This is a genomic window from Stenotrophomonas sp. CASM106, assembly GCF_049384825.1.
Lineage (GTDB): Bacteria > Pseudomonadota > Gammaproteobacteria > Xanthomonadales > Xanthomonadaceae > Stenotrophomonas > Stenotrophomonas muris.
On sequence record NZ_JBMRFS010000006.1, the window covers coordinates 285,873 to 300,391 of the forward strand.

The 14,519-nt window shown below is 67.3% G+C and carries 15 protein-coding genes; 1 reads left to right on the plus strand and 14 read right to left on the minus strand.

The features are described 5' to 3' along the window. Positions 1-34: 34 nt before the first annotated feature. Complete coding sequence (locus VG556_RS16230) at positions 35-964, minus strand: oxygenase MpaB family protein (RefSeq protein ID WP_100449305.1); 930 nt, start codon at positions 962-964, stop codon at positions 35-37. Positions 965-1,273: 309 nt separating this feature from the next. On the opposite strand from VG556_RS16230, the gene VG556_RS16235 reads away from it, so the two are divergent. Then, on the plus strand, positions 1,274-1,888 hold the full coding sequence (locus VG556_RS16235; protein ID WP_014645784.1) for a hypothetical protein: 615 nt from the start codon (positions 1,274-1,276) through the stop codon (positions 1,886-1,888). Positions 1,889-1,927: 39 nt separating this feature from the next. Here VG556_RS16235 and VG556_RS16240 read toward each other — a convergent pair whose 3' ends face one another. The 13 genes from VG556_RS16240 to VG556_RS16300 form a co-directional block, all read right to left on the minus strand. Beyond that, positions 1,928-2,272: a hypothetical protein gene (locus VG556_RS16240; protein WP_100449304.1), complete on the minus strand. Its 345-nt coding sequence runs from the start codon at positions 2,270-2,272 to the stop codon at positions 1,928-1,930. A gap of 33 nt (positions 2,273-2,305) precedes the next feature. Next, positions 2,306-3,076 (minus strand): LytR/AlgR family response regulator transcription factor, encoded by a 771-nt coding sequence (locus VG556_RS16245; protein WP_014645782.1) that lies wholly within the window; start codon positions 3,074-3,076, stop codon positions 2,306-2,308. Beyond that, positions 3,066-4,325 (minus strand): sensor histidine kinase, encoded by a 1,260-nt coding sequence (locus VG556_RS16250; protein ID WP_049441365.1) that lies wholly within the window; start codon positions 4,323-4,325, stop codon positions 3,066-3,068. The genes VG556_RS16245 and VG556_RS16250 overlap by 11 nt, the downstream gene beginning before the upstream one ends. 174 nt (positions 4,326-4,499) lie before the next feature. Next, entirely contained in the window at positions 4,500-6,149 is a 1,650-nt protein-coding gene (locus tag VG556_RS16255; RefSeq protein ID WP_032959265.1) for a M28 family metallopeptidase, read from the minus strand. A gap of 230 nt (positions 6,150-6,379) precedes the next feature. Beyond that, positions 6,380-8,029: a CsgG/HfaB family protein gene (locus VG556_RS16260; RefSeq protein ID WP_100449303.1), complete on the minus strand. Its 1,650-nt coding sequence runs from the start codon at positions 8,027-8,029 to the stop codon at positions 6,380-6,382. A 16-nt stretch (positions 8,030-8,045) separates the two neighbouring features. Next, positions 8,046-8,732 carry a hypothetical protein gene (locus tag VG556_RS16265; RefSeq protein WP_014645778.1) on the minus strand — a complete coding sequence of 229 codons (687 nt, stop codon included), beginning with the start codon at positions 8,730-8,732 and terminating at the stop codon, positions 8,046-8,048. A gap of 98 nt (positions 8,733-8,830) precedes the next feature. Further along, the gene (locus VG556_RS16270) at positions 8,831-9,931 is read right to left on the minus strand and encodes a hypothetical protein (protein WP_100449302.1); all 1,101 of its coding nucleotides are present in this window, start codon (positions 9,929-9,931) and stop codon (positions 8,831-8,833) included. Beyond that, positions 9,922-11,118, minus strand: a complete 1,197-nt coding sequence (locus VG556_RS16275; RefSeq protein ID WP_100449301.1) for a hypothetical protein — start codon at positions 11,116-11,118, stop codon at positions 9,922-9,924. Before VG556_RS16275 ends, VG556_RS16270 begins: the two co-directional genes overlap by 10 nt. 106 nt (positions 11,119-11,224) lie before the next feature. Then, a complete protein-coding gene (locus VG556_RS16280; protein WP_032959269.1) occupies positions 11,225-12,487 on the minus strand; it encodes an RNA polymerase sigma factor in 1,263 nt (420 codons plus the stop codon). 45 nt (positions 12,488-12,532) lie between these two features. Next, complete coding sequence (locus VG556_RS16285) at positions 12,533-12,889, minus strand: DUF1428 domain-containing protein (RefSeq protein ID WP_014645774.1); 357 nt, start codon at positions 12,887-12,889, stop codon at positions 12,533-12,535. A 23-nt stretch (positions 12,890-12,912) separates the two neighbouring features. Beyond that, a complete protein-coding gene (locus VG556_RS16290; protein WP_100449300.1) occupies positions 12,913-13,323 on the minus strand; it encodes a VOC family protein in 411 nt (136 codons plus the stop codon). Positions 13,324-13,359: 36 nt separating this feature from the next. Further along, positions 13,360-13,782, minus strand: a complete 423-nt coding sequence (locus VG556_RS16295) for a VOC family protein (RefSeq protein ID WP_014645772.1) — start codon at positions 13,780-13,782, stop codon at positions 13,360-13,362. Positions 13,783-13,849: 67 nt separating this feature from the next. Beyond that, the gene (locus VG556_RS16300; RefSeq protein WP_014645771.1) at positions 13,850-14,263 is read right to left on the minus strand and encodes a YciI family protein; all 414 of its coding nucleotides are present in this window, start codon (positions 14,261-14,263) and stop codon (positions 13,850-13,852) included. Positions 14,264-14,519: the final 256 nt, after the last annotated feature.

Sequence of the window (14,519 nt, forward strand, 5' to 3'; positions counted from 1 at the left end):
ACCGCGCGCAACGCGTGCCAACCAAGGTTGGCACCTACCGGGGAACGCTGGGCCACTCGCGCAGCACCGACACCGGCACGCCCATGCGCGCACAGGCGCGGCTGGCCAGGCCATCGGGCAACGCACGGCGGAACAGCGGCGCCATGCCCTGCATCAGCTTCGCCGACGCGGCGGCCTGCGCGCGCTGACGGCCACTGCGTTCAAGCATGCCTTCGGCCCAGTCCGGCAGCAGTGCCGCGCCTGCACCCAGGAACACTTCGCGCGACAGCCCCGGCACCGGTACCGGCAGGCGCACGCCGGACAGCACCTCCAGCACCTCGCGCGAGCGCTCGTCGACGCGCAGCTCCGGCTGCCGCGCACAGAAGTACGCCGCCACTTCCGCTTCGCTGCGCGGCACGTCCACCGCACCCAGTGCCTCGGCCACGCAGCGGTACTCATCGTAGTAACGGTCGGCGATGTGTGCCGGCACCTCCCGTCCGTACCGGCGGAAGCCCTGAAGGAACCCGAACGCCTCGGTCACATGCACCCAGGTCAGCAGCTGCGGATCATCGGCGGCGTAGGGTTCGCCCTGTGCGGTCTGGCCGCGGATCCGTGCATGGATGCGGCGCACCTTGGCCACCAGCGCCTCCACCTCGCCGGTGGGCGCATAGCTGGTACCGGCAACGAACGCGGTGGTGCGACGCAGGCGACCCACCAGGTCCTGGCGGAAATTGGAGTGATCGTAGACCCCGGCCAGCGCGCGCGGATGCAGGGTCTGCAGCATCAGCGCGCACAGGCCACCGGCCAGCATCGAGGGGAACTCGGCGTGCAGGCGCCAGGTCACGCTGTCGGGTCCAAACCAACCCGGGTCACCCAGCGGCTGGTCGTAATCGATGCCGCTCTGGCCACGGGGGAAGGCCTCCAGCACCCAGCGCCGGATCGGCGCGGTGACGGGGCGGGAGAGTCGCTGCAGCAGAGCCGGCATCACTGGTCCAGGAAAAGCGAAAGAATGGCCGCAAGTTGCGCGGTCGGCCCCGATTCTGGGCGATCACGATGCCGGCGGCGAGTCTTCGTACTCAGCCACGGTTTCATGTGCGGCCGCAGCACATTTCACCCTGCGACATCCTGTCGCAGGCAGCGCCTTCGATGCTGCGATGCAACAACATTCACCGATTCAGGGAAAGCCCTTGCACAGCGTGGCATTGCGCCCATTGCACGGCTCGCTGGAAGTGCTAGAACTGGAACCGCCACACCGTCCAATGCTGATCGACGCACGTTCCACAAGGAGCCAGCCATGATTGCTTTGTTCAAGGGTTTGGGAATTCTGCTTCGCGACAACGAGCTCTACAGCAGCCCGTTCGATAAACAGGTCGCGCATTGGCGCAATCTCAGCGAACAGCAGATCCGCGATGAAGTCGCGGTGCTGGCCCAGGCCAAGTGCCAATGGCTGATCGCCTCGATCGTCGGCTGGCAGGCAGCCTCGCTGCTGATTCTTGGCCTGATCGCCAACTACCTCTGGCGCGACGACTTCCATATCACGTTCACCCGCGTGGTAGTCGTGTTCGGTTCGTGGGTCTCGATCCTGTTCGTGATCTGGTTCATGGCCAACATGTTCGATCAGCAGGCCGGTTTCGAGCGCTGGATGAAGGCGTTCAACAGTCGCGCACGCATCAGCTCCAAGGCCGACAGCGTCGAGCACGTGGCCGAGGCACTGGACCTGGCCGAGCATTACCCGGAAGTGCTCGATTACAAGCAGGCGGTCACCGCCAAGCGCGAGCTGCGCCACGAGGACATCCGCATCATGACCGAGATCGGGCGCATGAAGCAGCACTCCGAACTGGTCGGCCGCCTCAACCACGTGGGCGAGAACGAGCACCACCACGACCTGACACTCCAGCCTGCCTACTGACCCTTCAGGGAAGCGGGGGGAGCCACAATGCCACCGTGATCACTCACGGTGGCACTGTTCTTTCCGATCCTCGCTGACGCACTGGGCGAAGCCCTTCGGCAGGCCCCTGAACTCCCGGGTCGTGCCGGCCGCCAACGCGAACGACCGTATCGGCGCTTTCGCACAGGCGGCATCAGGACGACAGGCCGGGTCCAGCACCAGGTAATGGCACTGGCCGCTGCGGCTGGCCATGCACTGGAAACGCGCCACGCCGTCCACTACCGTGCGCTTGCTGTACAGCGTGTCCACGCCATTGGCAGTGGTGCGGGTGATCGCGGTTTCAGTGGACTTCTGGCAACCGGCAAGCGCCAATGCGGCGAAGCCGACAAGCAGGAAAAAACGCATGCAATGCTCCTGGTGACAGAGGCTGCGGCGCGGCTACATGCCGCGGAACAGGCTCATGAACGGTTGGCTGACCACCAGCGTCTCCGTGCGCCCGCGCAGGCGCAGCACGCCGCGCCCGGTATCGTCGCGGCTCACCGCTGCCACCGCCTTCATGTTAACGATGGTGGAGCGGTGGATCTGGCGGAAGTGCTGCGGGTCGAGCACTTCCAGCAGTTCGCGCAACGGTGTGCGCAGCAGGCTCTCGCCGGCAGCGGTGACCACGGTGGTGTACTTGTTGTCGGCACGGAAGTAGGCCACATCTTCCAGCATGATCAGCTGCGTCTCGCGGCCGTTGCTGGCGGTGATCCAGGCCAGTGGCGGGCGCTCCGCTGCGCCCTGCGACGGGCCCAGCCGCTGCAGCAGGCGCTCAAGCACGGCATCGTCCTGGCGCGTCGATGGCAGCCGCGACAGGATGCGCTCGCGGGTGGCCAGCAGGCGCTCGTCACTGACCGGCTTCAACAGGTAGTCCATCGCGCCCTGCTCGAACGCATCGATGGCGTACTGGTCGTAGGCGGTGACGAATACCACCTGGGTGCGCGGGCTCAGCTCGGACAGTGAGCGCGCGACCTCGATGCCGCTGATGCCGGGCATGCGGATGTCGAGGAACGCGATGTCCGGCTGCGTCTCGGCCAGCTGCTCCAGCGCGCTGGCACCGTCCTCGCACTCGGCCACCAGCTTCAGCTCCGGCCACAGCCGGCCCAGCTGTTCCACCAGTGACTGCCGCAGCAGTTCTTCGTCTTCGGCGATCAGGGCTTCAAGCGGCATGGCTGCGCTCCTTGTGCGACTGCGGCAGGGTCATGGTCGCGGCCACGCCGCTGGGGAAGTTGGCAACGATCGCCACGCCGGCCTGCTCGCCGCAGGTCAGGCGCAGGCGCTCGCGCAGATTCTTCAGGCCGATGCCGGTACCGCTGGTGCCCTGGCCGAAGCCAAGCCCATCGTCGGCCACGGTCACGGTCACGTGGTCATCGAAGCCGCGCGCCAGTATCCAGATCGTGCCACCGCCGGGCTTGGGTTCCAGGCCGTGCTTGATCGCGTTCTCCACCAGCGTCTGCAGTGCCATCGCCGGCAGGTGCACGCCGTGCAGTTCGTTCGGTACCTGCATTTCCACCGCCAGGCGGGCGCCCATACGGATGCGCAGGATTTCCAGGTACGCGCGGGTGCGGTCCAGCTCCACGCCCAGCGTGGATACCGATTCGTCCACCTGCGGCAACGAGCTGCGCAGGTATTGAATGAGGTGGCCGAGCATCTGTTCGGCACGCGCCGGATCGGTGCGGGTCAGTACCTGCGCGTTGGCCAGCGTGTTGTAGAGGAAGTGCGGTTCCACCTGCGCATGCAACAGGTTCAAGCGTGCCACCGACAGCTCCTTTTCCACCTGGGTCTGTTCGGCCGCAGCCTGTTCGTCGCGGCGCTGGTCGGCGACGCGGCGGCTGATCGCACGGGTGACTGCTTCGGCGTTCTCGTAGTTGCTGCCTTCGTCCAGCGCCAGCAGGTCGGCCCACCAGCCGGCATCGGGTTCGAACAGCAGGGTGACGGTGCTGGTGCCCTGCCCCGGCGTGACCGTGGCCAGCACGCTGTTGCGCTTGATGGCCAGCCGCGCCGGCAGGTTCCAGCGCGAGGGCTGGCGGCCGTTCCAGAGGTCGACCCGGCGCACATAGGCGCGCACCTGCAGGCTGCCGGCCGAGCTTTCCACGTCTTCGACGCGCGGTAGTTCGGAAATCGCCGCCTCCACCACCGAGAAGGCGTGGCCCGCGTCCATCGGCAGTTCGATCTGGCGGCGCTGGCGGCCGGACAGGGTGGTGGCATCCAGGCGACCGGCCACCAGCCAGACCCGGCGGATGTGGGTGATGGCACTGCCCAGCGCGGAAATGATCAGGAACATCGCCAGCAGCCCGAAGATCCAGCCCGGGCCATCGTTCATGCCGCTGAAGATGCCGCTCCAGACCATGCCGGCGACAACCAGCGCGGCAGCCCAGGCCAGCAGGTGGCGGATCAGGAGAGAGAGGCTGGCGAACACGGCGGCGCCTTGAGGAAGGGGGTGAGCCGAGCATAAGGCGGCCCGCCGGGCAAGCAAGCAGGCTGCGACGAAGGCCGGGAAAGTTGGGATGGAAGCCGTTATGGAAACGCCGGGCACGGCCCGGCGTTTCCGGGGGCGGCAATGCCGGCCAGCGGCCGGCACTACCGGACGCCGTTATTTGCGCTGGTCGGCGCTGGCGTCACGCACGGCGCGGAACGCCTCGTCCTTGCTCCAGTTCGGCCAATCGCGGGAATTGGCCAGCTGGTTGCCCAGCGTGTACAGCACTTCCAGGTCGCGCGCGGCACCGGCAAACACCCAGTCCGGCTGCCACTCGTCGCCCTGCTGGTGATAGCGCTTGGCGGTGTAGTCCTCGGAGGCCTTCCTGCCTGCGGCCACGCCACCGTCCACCCAGTCCTGGCCGGCCGACCAGGACAGCGCCGGCACGCCACGCTTGGCGAACGGGAAGTGGTCGGAGCGGAAGAACAGGCCCGCTTCCGGCTTCGGGTCCGGCGTGTAGCGGATATCCCAGCCCTTGGCCACGTCCTTCAGCTGGTCCAGCAGCTCGAAGCGCGCGGCACCGTAGATGCCGAAGTCACGCGACGGGCCGAACGGCGCCATGCCGTCCATGTTGATCACGGCCACGGTCTTTTCCAGCGGATATAGCGGATGGGTGGCGTAGTACTCAGAACCCAGCAGGCCCTTTTCCTCGGCGGTGACCGCCAGGAACAGCAGCGAGCGCTGCGGGCGCTTCTCCTTGGCGAAGCCACGGGCCAGCTCGACCAGCGAGGCGGTGCCGCTGGCGTTGTCCAGCGCGCCGTTGAAGATGCGGTCACCGCGCGCGTCCGGCTCGCCCACGCCGATGTGGTCCCAGTGCGCGCTGTAGATGATGGTCTCGTCCGGATGGCGGCTGCCTTCCAGGCGCGCGGCCACGTTGTGCGAGGTGATCACTTCGGTCTTCACCGCGTACTTCGCGTCCAGGCTGGCGCCGGTCAGCGGCACCGGGGTGAAGTCGCGCTGCTGCGCCTTCTTCTTCAGTGCCTCGAAATCCTGCCCGGCCGAGCGGAACAGCTCCACGGCAAGGTCGCGCTGGATCCAGCCTTCCAGCAGCGGGTGGCTTTCTGCCGGGTTGTCACGCACCACGTCGAACATGGTGTTGGTGTTGGAGCCGGCCACGGTGGCCCAGCCATACGACGCCGGTGCGGTCTCGTGCACGATCAGCACGCCCAGCGCACCCTGACGGGCGCCTTCCTCGTACTTGTAGGTCCAACGGCCGTAATAGGTCATGCCCTTGCCGTCGAAATCACCCTGGCCGGTTTCGAAGTCCGGGTCGTTGATCAGCACCACGGCGATCTTGCCCTTCAGGTCCACGCCCTTGAAGTCGTCCCAGTTGCGCTCCGGTGCCTTCACGCCGTAGCCGAGAAACACCAGCGGGGCCTTGCTGATGTCGACGCTGCTGGCGCCGTTCATGGCGGCGCGCACGGCGATCTGCTTGCCCTGCTCCAGCGGCAGGGTCTTGCCGCCCTGGTGCAGCGCCAGCTGCGGTGCGCCGACGATGTCGCCCTTGCGCAGCGGCACGGCCTGGGTCCACAGGCGCTTGCCGTCCTTGAGGTCGCCGCCCGGCTGCAGGCCGGCGTCGGCAAACTGCCTGCTGAGGTAGGCGATGGTCTTTTCTTCGCCGGCGGTGGCCGGCGAGCGGCCTTCGTAGGCGTCGGAGGCCAGTTCCTTGACGTCGGCGGAGATCCGCGCGCCATCGAATTTCGGGGTGGCCGCCATCAGTGCGCTCGACACCGACAGGGCCAGCACGCCCAGTACCACTCGTTTCATTGCTCTCTCCAGCAGGGAAATCCTTCTGGAGTGTAATGGGATTCGCCAGGGCTGCGCCCTGCACCTGCCGAAACAACGGCAACAGCCGAAGCAACAGCAAAAGCTGGTTTCCTGAGGGTAGGCGGGGTCCCACTGCTGTTGGTGGGTGTCGACCTTGGTCGACACGCGCGGAAACACGAAGGGGTCAGATCCTTTTCCCGCCGGAAAAGGGCTCTGACCCACTCAGGGTGTTACCAGTTCGGGTCTTCGGCCGGGGCGGCAGCGGGCTTGGGCTTCGGCTTGGCCGCCGGGCGTGCGGCGGCGGCGGGAGCGGCCGAGGCAGTCGCACCTGCGGCGGCGGCCGGCTTGCTGCCCAGCTTCTGGCGCAGTTCGATCTGGCCCGGGCGGAAACCGCCGCGCATCGCGTCGACGCCGTCTTCGATGGTGCCGTACGAGGTCTGTGCGGCCACGCGGTCGATGCGGATGGTGCAGCACGGGTGTTCACTGCGGCCCAGCGAGCGGCCGGTCTGCGGGTCCTTCAGTTCCTCGCCCAGGCGCACGGCCTGCCAGCGCTGGCCGGCCTGCAGGGTTTCGCCACCCTGGCTCAGCACCACCTGGTCACCGTCCACAGAAACCACCGACACCGGGAACAGCGTGGTGACGATGGTGGTACCGATCTGGCCCGACAGCGATTCCATCATCGCCGCGGCCATGTTGCGGCCGTTGACCACGCGGGGCAGGGTGCTCGGGCCGGTCGAGGCCAGCTGGTGGTCGAAGCTGTCGGACATCACCACCTGGCCGGTGGTGGCGTTGACCAGGCGCAGGGTGATGCGGCCGCCACCGGAGTACGAGGTCACCTGGCGGTCGGACATGCGCAGGTTGCGCACGCTGCGCGGGTACTCGAAGCGTTCGATGGTCGGGATCAGGATCAGGTCGGTCGCCAGCTGCTGGCCGACGCGTGTGGTGTCCTGCAGGCGTACGTTGCCGCTGTTGATATGGTCGATCTCGGCCTGCAGTTCGTCGCCGAACTCGCGATCCAGCACGATGAAGCGCTGGGTCTGGGTCAGCGTGTCGGACAGGCGCGCGCGGATCGCGTCGGCCACTTCATCGGCACTCACGCGGCCATCGCCCACGGCATAGCTGCCGGCCTTGGTGCGCGGCAGCGCGACCACGATCTTCGGCTTGCCCTGCTCGTCCGGTGCACGGTACTGGGCAATCTGTGCACGCACGCGCACCTTCCAGTAGCTGCGCATGCTGCGGTGGGTCACATCCGAATCGAACGAGCTTGCGCCACGCTTGGCATCGACGCTGACCTTCTCGTCGTAGCTCTCCTTGACGCTGGCCGAGGCTCCGCCGCCCTTGGCCGTGGCCTCGCCGGACGCGCTGGCAGAGGCCGAACCCTTGAAGCTCCAGCCTTCGTCGCTGGCGCGCACGCGCGCGATGGTTTCTTCATCCAGCTGCCGCACTTCGTCCTGCGACAGGATTTCATAGCCCAGCACCGCGCCCTGCGAGCCGGCGATCATCTGCTGGGTGAACGCGTCGGCGCGGATATCACCGACGTGTTCGTCATCCACATCCACATGCAGGCCTGCACGCAGGCTCTGCATCTGGCTGGCCACGCGTACGCCGTTGACCTGCGCCACCGCCGACTGCAACGCCGCCAGCACCGCCAGTTCCGGGGTGCTGCCGATGCCGTCGGCCTCGCGCGCGACCTGGGTGGTGCCGCCGAAATCCGGCGTGCCACGCAGGGGCGCTGCTTCCACTGGCGCATTGCTGGCCAGTGCACTGGTTGCCTTGTCCTTGGCAGGTGCGGGCGCTTCGGCCGGGGTGTCCTGCTTGCCACAGGCTGCAAGCAGCGCGGCAGCCAGGCCCAGGCCGATCAAACGGGAGGTCGTACGCATGGGGATTCGCCTCGGATCAGTTCATCTTGTCCAGCTGGCCCAGCATCGAGTCGGCGTTGGACGGCACCTTGACCTTGCTCTTCTTGGCGAAGGTCACAGCCGACTTGGTCGAACCGTACAGGCCCTGGATGAAGCCCGGCGATTCCTTGGCCACCCATGCACCAGCGGCCAGCTTGCGGCCGACGGTAGCCATCTGGGTGGCGCCCAGGTTCTTCATGCCGGCGGTGAAGTTGCTGGCTTCGCCACCCAGCTTCTGCGCTTCGGCGGCCGACGCCAGCAGCGAGACCAGGCCTTCGGCGTAGTGCTGCTTGGATTCAGCGTTCAGCTCCGGCTGCGCGGCCTGGCGCTCGTCGATCGCGGCCTGGGCGGCTTCGCTGACCGACACCGACTTCTTCATCGCATCGACGCTGACCGAACCCGACGACAGCGCCTGGCGCTCGGCTTCCAGCAGCTGCACCTGCTCGGCCAGGCCGAAGGCACGGGCGAACGAGGTCTGGGCCTGCAGCGAGTGCGACTGCGAGCTGACGAAACGACGCACCAGCGCTTCCTGCGCGGCTTCGTCCGGGGCAGCGGCGCTGGAGGTGCTGCTGGAGGAGCCGGTGGAGCCACCGGCCAGGTCCTTCAGCTTGCCCAGGCCGGCATGGGCCGGCATCGACAGGGTGGCGGCCGCGATGGCCAGGGCAAGAGCGGTATTGCGGATCATGTGAGAGTCCTTTGGAAGAAACGGCCGCGTGCGGCACGTGGGGAATCGGTAACCCAGGGGCGATGCCGAGCGAGCTCGGCACCCAACGGGGCGGCGGATCAGCGGACCGCCTTGACGTTCAGTTCGTTGATCATCTGCTGGGCGGCCTTTTCGGCAGCCAGCTGCAGGGCATTGGTACGGGCCACGGTTTCATTCGGGCCGGTGCCGGAGAACTGCACCGGGCCGACCGACGACACGGTGCGCGGGAAACGACCGGTCACGTCCAGCACCTTGCCGGTGACAGTGACGAACACGCGGGTGTTGCCGCTGGCCGGATCGCGGTCACGCATGCCGACGTCGAGGGTGCCGACGGCGATGTACGGGATGTTGGCCGCACGGATGCCATTGGCGGTGTCGCGCAGGGTGGCCGGGGCCAGGTCGTTGCCGGTGCTGAAGTCCTTGCGGATGCGCTCGATGCTGAGCAGGCCGCGCGACTCGCCTTCCACGTACTCGGCTTCAACCACCTCGTAGCCGGCGGCGCTGAAGGCACCGGTCATCGCGGTGTTGACTTCGGCGGCGTTGGCCACCTTCCAGGTGATGTTGTCGGCGCGCGCGGTGGTGCTGCCGCCGCTGGTGACCGACACCGAACCGTTCTGGTTGATGCTGCCGTTGGTGCTGACCGAGTTGCCGCGGAAGCTGTCGCCTTCACGGGTGTTCTCGCTGTAGCTGCTGCTGGCGTCGACGCGGCGGTATTCCTTGTCCTGGAACGACTGCACGGTGTCCTGCGAGCGCGCCATGAACAGGAAGGTCAGCAGCGAGCGCTGCGCAGCGGTGGCGTCGGCCACGGCCGAACCCGCATCCAGCTTGGTCTGCAGCAGGGTGGTGTTGATCTCGGCGCGGACGGTGACGCTGTAGGTCTTGGCCTTCTTGTCTTCGGTGTCCGACAGCTGCACGGCGCTGAGCACGTAGCGGTCGATCTCGCCGATGAACTCGGCGCGGCGCGCCTCGAACAGGCGCAGCTTGGCCGCACCGGTTTCGGCGATGTACGCCTCCAGGGCATTGACCTTGGCCTTGTTCAGGGCCTGGGCACGGGTATCGGCGCTCAGGCGCAGGCCGTAGCTGGCCGAGCCGGTACCGCGCGAACTCGCGGTCTGCGCAGCGACCGGCGAGGCCACCGCCAGCGCGATGAGGATGAGCAGGATGGTACGCATCAACGACATGACTTGATCAACTCCTGGAGGGCTTGGGTCTGCTGCTGCAACGGGCGGCCGCCCGGCTTCTGTTCGTCCAGCCAGGCGCGCGAATCGGCACGCTTGGCGGCGGCGCCGGCGAAGGCGTCGAAGCCGGCCAGCAGGGTTTCGTAGCTGGCCGACCACTGGTCGACCTGCCACTGCGTGACCGGCACCACCTTGGTGGCCCCCTTGCGCAGCGGCTGTTCGAAATAGACCTTGCCCGAGAACGGCTCGCTCACCTTGGCGGTGAAGAAGGCGCCGAACAGCATCGTCTTCATCGCCGGGGTTTCCTCGATCACGCCGTTCTTCAGTGCATCGACCTGCAGCTGGATGACGTAGTCGGGTTCGGGAATCTTCAACTGGTAGACCTTGCCGTCGGCAAAGCGGGCGGCCATCGCACCGCCGATCGCCTGGCCCGAGGCCGGCGGCAGCAGGCCAACGCCAGTGTTGGACGACAGCGTCTTGGACAGTTCGTGCGCAAGCGTGGCACGCAGCGGTGCTTCCCACTTCGGATCGGACAGCTTGGCGCGTGCCGCGTCGGACAGGGTCACCCCGCCCACCTGCAGGCGACGCACGGCGGCATCGGGCAACCGGGCCTGCGCCAGGCTGGCCGCCAGTACCTGCGACAGGCTGGTATCGGCACCGCCGTACAGCAGATCGGCGACGATCGCGTCGATATCGTCGTTGTCCGGACGGTAGTCCTGCACGTCGATGCGCTGCAGGGTGAGCGGATAGGAGGCGATCACCTGGCGCTCGCGGAAGTCGAAGAACAACGCCTGCAGCGCCACTTCCACCAGCACCTTGTACTGGTCGCCGATCGGTTCGACCGAGACCAGCTCGCGATCCAGCGCAGCGGCCAGCACGGTGGCACTGGTGGTGCCGTCGAGCATCGCCACCGGCTGGTCGATCAGCTCCAGGTGGGCCGGTGCGTGGCGCTTGAGCGACTGTGCCAGCGTCTGGTTCAGCGGGACCAGCCCACGCCGTTCCAGCACCGCGTGCGCATGCGGGGTGGTCGCCTGCACGGCGGCGGCGTCAGCGGTATAGGCAAAACCGGCCCAATAGGCCTGCTGTGATTTGTCCGCAGCCTGCACGGCCATCGGCCATACGGCCACGCACAGGGCACAGGCAAGCAGGCGCGCAAAAGCGCGCGATGCGCTCTTCGTCCTTGAATACATCCAACCGCTCCTCGGTCAATACGCACGGATCGCGGACGCTGATGCGTCCGCTGGGCGCGAAACATAGCCGCTCAGGCGGCCGGCGACAAGTGCTGCCTTTGTCGGCTCAGTCCGTGGGGGGCAGGCCCGCCCGTTGCCGCAGCAGTCCGCGCTCGGCCTGGTTCTGGCTGAGCCGAGCGGCCTGGCCAAAAGCGTCACGTGCGTCCTGCTCACGCCCCAGTGCCTGCAGCAGCTCGCCGCGCACCACCTGCAGCGGCGCATAGTCGCGCAGGCGCGCGTCGACCAGCAGGGGCTGCAGCTGCGCCCACGCGGCGAACGGGCCTTCGCTGCGCAGGATCGCCACCACCCGGTTCAATGCCACCACCGGCGAAGGTTGCACCTGCAGCAGCTGTGCATAGAGCGCGGCGATACGCGGCCAGTCGGTCGCGTCGGCGCGCCGCGCAGCCGCATGGCAGGCCGCGATGCGCGCCTGCAGCACATAGGGATCCTGGTCGCCACCGATGGCCAACGCGCGCGCCAGCACCTGCTGCCCGCGGTCGATCTGCAGCCAGTCCCAGCGCGCGCGGTTCTGCTGGTCCAGCAGCACCGGCGCGCCCTGCGCGTCCACCCGTGCCGCTGCGCGCGAAGCCTGCAGTTCCATCAGCGCCAGCAGGCCCAGTACCGGCGGCACCGGCAACCGATGCGCCAGGATGCGGGCCAGCCGCAGCGCTTCCTCGCACAGCGCCGGGCGCATCCAGTCATCACCGGCGCTGGCGGCGTAGCCTTCGTTGAACACCAGATAGATCGCTTCCAGCACCGAGGCCAGGCGCTCCGGCATCGCGTCCGCGCGTGGCACTTCATAGGGCACCTGCTTCTGCGCCAGCGTGCGCTTGGCGCGCACGATGCGCTGGGCGATGGTCGGCTCCGGCTGCAGGAACGCACGCGCGATCTCGACGGTGGTCAGGCCACCGAGCAGGCGCAGGGTCAGTGCCACCCGCGCATCGGCCGGCAGCACGGGATGGCAGGCCACGAACATCAGCCGCAGCAGGTCATCGCCCAGGTCGTCCTCCAGTGCCTGGCTGTCATCCGGCGCCGGCAGTGCCGCCGGATGCAGTTCCTCGCCCCACTGCGCATGCTGCTGCGCCACCCGCTGGTGCTGGCGCAGCACATCGATGGCACGGTTGCGCGCGGTGGTCATCAGCCAGGCTCCGGGGTTGTCCGGGATACCCTGCTCCGGCCAACGCTCCAGCGCGGCCAGCCAGGTGTCCTGGGCCAGCTCCTCGGCACGGCCGACATCGCCACCGAGCAGCCGCGCCAGGCGCGCAATCAGCACTGGCGACTCCATCCGCCAGAGGGTTTCCAGACGCTGCGTCAGTGCGGGCTCGAGCATGCGCCGATCACAGCACGCACGCCCGGCCCGCACAAGCGCCGCAGCTCACGCTTCAACAATCGGCTTGAAGCCACCCCAGAACATGCGCCGGGTATCGAACGGCATGTCCTTCGGGCCCAGCGACGCCAGCCGCGGGTCGGCCATCACCTTTGCGTTGATGCGGTCGCGTGCCGCGCGCGAGCGGAACACCACGAAGGCGACGATCACCGTCTCGCCCGGTTTCGCCTTGACCGCGCGCGGGAAGGAGGTGCTCTTGCCCGGCTCCACATCGTCGGCCACGCATTCCATGTACTGCAGCGCGCCATGGTCCTTCCACACCGCACCGGCCTTGCGGGCAAGGCGACGGTAGGCCGCCACCTTGTCCTGCGGGCACGGCAGCACGTAAGCGTCCACGTAAGCCATGCGGGTTCTCCCTGCGGCGGCCGTCAGCCCGGCTCGCCGTCCATGTGTGCGATTTCCCAGAGATGGCCGTCCAGGTCCTGGAAGCCACGCTGGTACATGAAACCGTAGTCGCGCGCGGGCTGCGGTTCACTGGCGCCGGCCGCCAGAGCCTTGTCCACCATCACGTCCACCGCCTTGCGGCTGTCCGCCGACAGGCAGGTGATCACCTCGGTCTGGCTGCGTGCGTCGGCGATCGGCTTGGTGGTGAACTGCTTGAAGAACGGCTGGGTCAGCAGCATCACGAAGATGCTCTCGCTGATCACCATGCAGGCGGCATCGTCATTGGTGAAGGTCGGGTTGAAGGTGTAGCCCAGCGCTGCGAAAAAGGTCTTGGACGCGTTCAGATCCTGCACGGGCAGGTTGACGAAGATCATCTGCGGTTGCGGTGCACTCATCGGTGAAGCTCCTTGTGGATGAAAGAAAGAGAGGAATCAGGGCTGCTTCATGCAGTTGACCATCCACGGCTTGCCATAGCGGTCGACCAGCATGCCCCAGCGGTGCGCCCAGAACGTTTCGGCGATCGGCATCTGCACCTGCCCCCCCTCGGCCAGCGCGGCAAACACGCGTTCGGCTTCTTCGATGCTGTCGACATCGACATTGATGGTGGTCGAGCCACCCTCGCCGCCGCCGGGGCCGTCGGCCGCCATCACGATGGCGTTGCCGATCTCCAGCTGGCTGTGGGCGACGTGGTCCAGGGTTTCCGGCGGCATCTCGTTGCAGCCCGGCGAGCCATCGGAGGGCGGCATGTCGCGGTATTTCATTTCCGAAGTGACCTGGCCACCGAGTGCCTTGGCGTAGAACGCCATCGCCTCGTGGGCCTGGCCGCTGAAGCCGAGGAAGGGAATCAGTCTCATGGCAATACTCCGTGATGTGGTTCAGGGCGGTAGCGCCGGGTCGTGCCCGGCGTGGAGATGAATCGGGTCAACCTTCCAGCTGTGCACGCAGACGCTGTTCCTGCTGCTGTAATTCGGGGGTGAAGGCTTCACCGAAGTCTTCAGCGGAGATCAAGGGACGCAGTTCGAGCGTGCCGCCACTGCCGAACGGCGCGCGGCTGGCCCATTCAACCGCTTCGTCCAGCGACCGGACCTCCCACAGCCAGAAGCCGGCGATCTGTTCACTGGCAGGACCGAACGGACCGGCCTCGACCTGGGGTGCCCCGCCGCCGAAGTGAATGCGACGGCCGCGCTGGGTGGCGTGCAGGCCTTCACCGGCCAGCATGATGCCGGCGGCCACCAGTTGTTCGTTGAAGGCGCCCATTTCGGACAGTTCCTGTTCGCTGGGCATGCGGCCGGCTTCGGAGTCGGCGTTGGCCTTCACGATCACCATCACTTTCATTGCGGTCTCCCGTGGGGACGCGTGGTGCGTGCCCTTCATTGGGTACAACGAACCAGGGGGCTGGGAATCGACACGTCCTCTGAAAATTATTTCTTCCGTGGAAAGCGCGCCTTCGGCGGAGGTCGGCGAACGGCGGAGCCCCTCCGTGGTGGGTTTGGGTTGGTCGCTGAAAGCTGGTTTTCTGGGAGTGGGCCGGGCGGGTGGGGTTGGCGGGGACGCCGTGAACCCATCCGTGGGGGCTTAGCCGCGGCATCCA

Bases quoted from the DNA above. Each gene is read 5' to 3' on its own strand.
- VG556_RS16235 (WP_014645784.1), top strand. From the start codon at position 1,274: ATGATTGCTTTGTTCAAGGGTTTGGGAATTCTGCTTCGCGACAACGAG.
- VG556_RS16260 (WP_100449303.1), bottom strand. From the start codon at position 8,029: ATGCGTACGACCTCCCGTTTGATCGGCCTGGGCCTGGCTGCCGCGCTG.
- VG556_RS16230 (WP_100449305.1), bottom strand. From the start codon at position 964: ATGCCGGCTCTGCTGCAGCGACTCTCCCGCCCCGTCACCGCGCCGATC.
- VG556_RS16290 (WP_100449300.1), bottom strand. From the start codon at position 13,323: ATGAGTGCACCGCAACCGCAGATGATCTTCGTCAACCTGCCCGTGCAG.
- VG556_RS16280 (WP_032959269.1), bottom strand. From the start codon at position 12,487: ATGCTCGAGCCCGCACTGACGCAGCGTCTGGAAACCCTCTGGCGGATG.
- VG556_RS16295 (WP_014645772.1), bottom strand. From the start codon at position 13,782: ATGAGACTGATTCCCTTCCTCGGCTTCAGCGGCCAGGCCCACGAGGCG.
- VG556_RS16240 (WP_100449304.1), bottom strand. From the start codon at position 2,272: ATGCGTTTTTTCCTGCTTGTCGGCTTCGCCGCATTGGCGCTTGCCGGT.
- VG556_RS16245 (WP_014645782.1), bottom strand. From the start codon at position 3,076: ATGCCGCTTGAAGCCCTGATCGCCGAAGACGAAGAACTGCTGCGGCAG.
- VG556_RS16275 (WP_100449301.1), bottom strand. From the start codon at position 11,118: ATGTATTCAAGGACGAAGAGCGCATCGCGCGCTTTTGCGCGCCTGCTT.
- VG556_RS16300 (WP_014645771.1), bottom strand. From the start codon at position 14,263: ATGAAAGTGATGGTGATCGTGAAGGCCAACGCCGACTCCGAAGCCGGC.
- VG556_RS16285 (WP_014645774.1), bottom strand. From the start codon at position 12,889: ATGGCTTACGTGGACGCTTACGTGCTGCCGTGCCCGCAGGACAAGGTG.
- VG556_RS16255 (WP_032959265.1), bottom strand. From the start codon at position 6,149: ATGAAACGAGTGGTACTGGGCGTGCTGGCCCTGTCGGTGTCGAGCGCA.
- VG556_RS16270 (WP_100449302.1), bottom strand. From the start codon at position 9,931: ATGTCGTTGATGCGTACCATCCTGCTCATCCTCATCGCGCTGGCGGTG.
- VG556_RS16265 (WP_014645778.1), bottom strand. From the start codon at position 8,732: ATGATCCGCAATACCGCTCTTGCCCTGGCCATCGCGGCCGCCACCCTG.